The organism is Streptomyces sp. (assembly GCF_035563135.1).
Taxonomy (GTDB): domain Bacteria; phylum Actinomycetota; class Actinomycetes; order Streptomycetales; family Streptomycetaceae; genus Streptomyces.
Genome location: NZ_DATMVN010000479.1, coordinates 1 through 4,143 on the forward strand (window position 1 = coordinate 1; position 4,143 = coordinate 4,143).

At 73.6% G+C, this 4,143-nt stretch carries 4 protein-coding genes and 1 pseudogene; 2 read left to right on the forward strand and 3 right to left on the reverse strand.

Translation table 11 applies throughout. From position 1 onward, the window contains the following. Both hemG and hemQ read left to right on the forward strand, forming a co-directional pair. On the forward strand, positions 1-891 hold an 891-nt coding region (gene hemG / locus VN520_RS21155; protein ID WP_325748508.1), incomplete at its 5' end, for a protoporphyrinogen oxidase. 4 nt (positions 892-895) lie between these two features. Further along, positions 896-1,609 (forward strand): hydrogen peroxide-dependent heme synthase, encoded by a 714-nt coding sequence (gene hemQ, locus VN520_RS21160; protein ID WP_325748509.1) that lies wholly within the window; start codon positions 896-898, stop codon positions 1,607-1,609. 292 nt (positions 1,610-1,901) lie between these two features. On the opposite strand, the gene VN520_RS21165 is transcribed toward hemQ, so the two are convergent. From VN520_RS21165 to VN520_RS21175, 3 genes and pseudogenes are all read right to left on the reverse strand, one after another. Beyond that, a complete protein-coding gene (locus VN520_RS21165; protein WP_325748510.1) occupies positions 1,902-2,672 on the reverse strand; it encodes a TIGR04222 domain-containing membrane protein in 771 nt (256 codons plus the stop codon). A gap of 118 nt (positions 2,673-2,790) precedes the next feature. Then, positions 2,791-3,819 carry a TIGR04222 domain-containing membrane protein gene (locus VN520_RS21170; protein WP_325748511.1) on the reverse strand — a complete coding sequence of 343 codons (1,029 nt, stop codon included), beginning with the start codon at positions 3,817-3,819 and terminating at the stop codon, positions 2,791-2,793. Further along, positions 3,816-4,143, reverse strand: a pseudogene (locus tag VN520_RS21175) (endonuclease); the annotation flags it as partial. The pseudogene VN520_RS21175 and the gene VN520_RS21170, both read right to left, overlap by 4 nt.

Here is a 4,143-nt window from a genome sequence, read left to right on the forward strand (position 1 = left end):
GGTCCGCTCCTCGACGGCGTCCTGCGCATCCAGGAAAGGGCTGCCGCCCGGCAGCAGACCGGACCGGTCTTCCAGGGCATCGAAGGAGGCATCGGCACCCTGCCGGGCGCCGTGGCCGACGCCGCACGGGCCGGGGGCGCCGAGATCCTCACCGGGACCCCGGTCCTCGGCCTGACCCGCACCGGCGAGGGCTGGGACGTGCGCACCGACAGCGGAGTGATTGCCGCCGACGCCATCGTCCTGGCCACCCCGGCCTGGTCCGCTTCCACCCTGCTCGCCGCCGAGTGCCCGGCCGCCTCGGTCGAGCTCGCGGCCGTCGAGTACGCCTCGATGGCGCTGGTCACCATGGCCTTCCGGCGTGCCGACGCCGAAGGGCACGACGCGCTCCGGGGGCGCTCCGGATTCCTCGTACCGCCCGTCGACGGGCGCACGATCAAGGCCGCCACCTTCTCCAGCAACAAGTGGCAGTGGGTCGCCGACGCGGCCCCCGATCTCTTCGTGCTGCGCACCTCCGTCGGCCGCTACGGCGAGGAGGAGCACCTCCACCGAGAGGACTCCGAACTCGTCGCCGCCTCCCTCGGCGATCTCGCCACCGCGACCGGACTGTCGGCCCGGCCCGTGGACACCGAGGTCACCCGGTGGATCGGCGGGCTGCCCCAGTACCCCGTGGGCCATCTGGCCCGGGTCGCCCGGATCCGCGACGAGGTCGCCGAGCTGCCCGGACTGCGGGTGTGCGGAGCGGCGTACGACGGCGTCGGCATCCCGGCCTGTGTGGCCGGCGCGCACCGCGCGGCGGACGAGATCGTGCGTGATCTCGCGGGGCCTGCGACGGGAGGGACCGGCAACACGCCGACCCGGGTTCGGGGCACCGGTGGCGAGGCGGGACAATAGCCGTATGAGTGCGCCAGAAAAGCTTCCGAACGCAGGCAAGAAGGCCAAGGACCTCAACGAGGTCATCCGCTACACCCTGTGGTCCGTCTTCAGGCTGAAGGACGTCCTTCCCGTCGACCGCGCCGGTTACGCCGACGAGGTCCAGGAGCTGTTCGACCAGCTCGGGGCCAAGGACGTCACGGTCCGCGGCACCTACGACGTGTCGGGTCTCCGGGCCGATGCCGACCTGATGATCTGGTGGCACGCCGAGACCTCCGACGAACTCCAGGAGGCGTACAACCTCTTCCGGCGCACCCAGCTGGGCCGTGCGCTGGAGCCGGTCTGGTCGAACATGGCGCTGCACCGCCCCGCCGAGTTCAACAAGTCGCACGTGCCGGCCTTCCTGGCCGACGAGACCCCGCGCGACTACATCAGCGTGTACCCCTTCGTGCGCAGTTACGACTGGTACCTGCTGCCCGACGAGGACCGCCGCCGTATGCTCGCGGACCACGGCAAGATGGCCCGCGGCTATCCCGACGTGCGTGCCAACACGGTCGCCTCCTTCTCGCTGGGCGACTACGAGTGGGTCCTCGCCTTCGAGGCCGACGAGCTGTACCGCATCGTCGACCTCATGCGTCACCTGAGGGCCTCCGAGGCGCGGCTGCACGTCCGTGAAGAGGTGCCCTTCTACACGGGGCGCAGGAAGACCGTCGCAGAATTGGTGGCCGGACTCGCATAGCCAGCGTTTTCGGTCATCCCGACCCGGAAGATCAGTTGACGGGCAACGGTGTGTGAGACACCGCCCGTCGTTCCAGCGACACCGGGTCCGGTGCCGGGTGCACATCGGCCGACGGCCGGCGAACTGTCGCGGCCCGCGGGGGAGTCAGCCATTCCTCTCCGCGGGCCGCCGCTTCTCGCCGGTCCGGCCGATGTGTGTCCCGGACCGAACAACTGGATAGGACACCACCAGGGCCGCTCCCGGCGACGGGGGCGGCCCCGGTGGTTCTCGGTCTCCGGTCAGCGGGGCACCCTCAGGTCCGTGCCCCGCTCAGCATGGCCGCACGCAGGTCCGGGTCCTCCAGGGCTCCGACGCCCCGGACCGCCACCGCCGCCAGGAGGTCGCGGTCCGCGCCGTGCACCGGAGCCGGCAGCGAGTCCAGCCAGTGCTGCCCGGAAGGGGAGGCCCACGGGCTGTACGGGTGGTTCTCCACCCGGGCGATGGCCAGGCAGCCCAGCGTCAGCACGAGCGGCAGCCCGAACCAGGCGGCCACCGGACCGGCGTGACCCGTCTCCTGGCCGGGCGTCAGCACGGCGGTGGCCGCCAGGACCACGACCAGGGCCGCAGCACCCCGCACGGCCCGCGCTGCCGACTCCAGGCTCGTCCGGGTCCCGTGCGGCACGGCGAGGCCCGCCGTGACGAGCCGGTCGGCGAGGCAGTGCACGGCGTCGGCCGCCGCGGCGGCGGCGCGTATGGGGGCTATCCGGGACTGCCCTCCCGGGCCTATCGCGCGGATCACGGTGCGCTCGACCTCGTCCCGCCCCTCCGGGTCGACGACCGTCGCCCAGCCCGTGCGGGCGAGCAGCAGCCGGCGCCGCAGGTGCATGGAGACCATCGCCAGATCGGCCACCCGCTGCGGTCCGCCGGCCAGGAACGCCGTCTCGTACAGAGTGAGTTCGTGGGAGACGGGTGTCCGTGCGGCGTGGTGCGGCCGTTCGGCGGCATTCGCGGTGACGAGGCACAGCCGGATGCAGGAGACGGCGGCCGCGCCCCATGCGACGAGAAGAAGCAGGACCCAGAGCATGGCGGAGTTCTATGCGAAACCGGCTGGGAAGCACCATGCCTTGTTCACGATATGGACGCAGGACCGTCACCGAGGGTCACCCGTGGCTGAATCCGTATGTCTGTCGGCTCCATGCTCCTCAGGAGCTGCTGCCGCAACCGGACCCGCCGCCGCTGGACCCGCCACAGCTCGACCCGCTGCTGGACCCGCCGCCACAGCTCGACCCGCTGCTTCCGCAGCCCGTCCCCGAACCGCAGGCGGATCCCGGCTCCGAGCCGCCGCCCCCGCCGCTGGAACTGCCGCAGCTCCCGCCACCGGGACCCGCACCGGCGCACCACACCACCGGGACCAGCGCGGCATCCGTGGCCGGGGACGTGCCGGACGGCGAGGCCGGTGAGCGGCGCCCGGACGGCCGTTGCCGTGCGGCCGCCACCAACTGCGCCTGGAGCCCGGGGTCGGGAAGCGCCCGCAGCCCCTGGGTGGCCACCAGAAGGGCCGGGTCGGTCACCTGGGCGTAGGAGGCGCGGAAGCCGTCGAGGGCCTGGCGTCCCGCGTGCGTGATCCGCCTCCTGGCCGACGCGGCGGCGAGCATGCCGGTCAGGCCGCCGACCGCCAGCGCGGGCAGCACCTTGACGACGAACGGGTACGGAGTGTCCGCGTGGCCCGGGTGCAGGCCGTACTGGACGAAGGTCAGGACCAGGCTGACAGGGACGCCGACGACGCAGGCCGTCGCCTGGGTGATCGCCCACCGGCGGCGGGTCCGGCTCCGGTCCGGAGCGACCAGCAGCCCGCGGGCGGCGAGCCCGTCGCCGACCTCCTGCACCGCCGGATGCCGCATCACGGTCTCCCGCAGGGTGTGCAGGGCCCCGCTCGGGGCCGCGCCCAGCTCCTGGAGCACGGCACGCTCCACCGCGTCACGGACCTCGGCCTGCCGGTGTGCGGAGACGATGCCGGGGCCGCCGACCACGAGCCGCCCGTCCGCGTGCAGTGCGGTGAGCGCGGTGTCCACGACCCCGGCCGGCCCGCCGTGCAGGAAGGCCGCCTCGGAGAGGTCGTGCACCTGGACGCCGGTGGAGCCGCGGCGCCGCCCGGCGTGGAGGGTCGCGACGACCAGGAGTACCGAGGAGACGGCCACGGCGAGGGTCAGCAGGAGGGCGAGGGCGTTCACGGGGCCACCTTCCCGAGAGCGGCACGGGCCGCGTGGACCAGGCGGGCTCCGCGGCGCGGCGGACGCGGCGCCGCGCGCTCCTGCCACCACCGGGTCAGCTTCCGCCTGGCCGCGTCGTCGGCCGGGCGGCCCGCGATGAGCAGCTGCTCGGCGAAGTCGAGCGCGTCACGGCGGTGCCCGGCGGACATCGGCCGGTTCCTGGCGTACCGGAGGAACGCCCCGCGGTAACCCTCGCCGAGGATTCCGGGCAGCTCGGGCGCGACCTTGGCGACGACGTCGGCCCGCTTCGCGGCCAGGGCACGGCTCTGCACCCCCAGGCGCCGG

What these genes read in the sequence shown, in the direction of transcription:
- VN520_RS21165 (WP_325748510.1), bottom strand. Translation starts at nt 2,672, where the DNA reads ATGCTCTGGGTCCTGCTTCTTCTCGTCGCATGGGGCGCGGCCGCCGTC.
- hemQ (WP_325748509.1), top strand. Translation starts at nt 896, where the DNA reads ATGAGTGCGCCAGAAAAGCTTCCGAACGCAGGCAAGAAGGCCAAGGAC.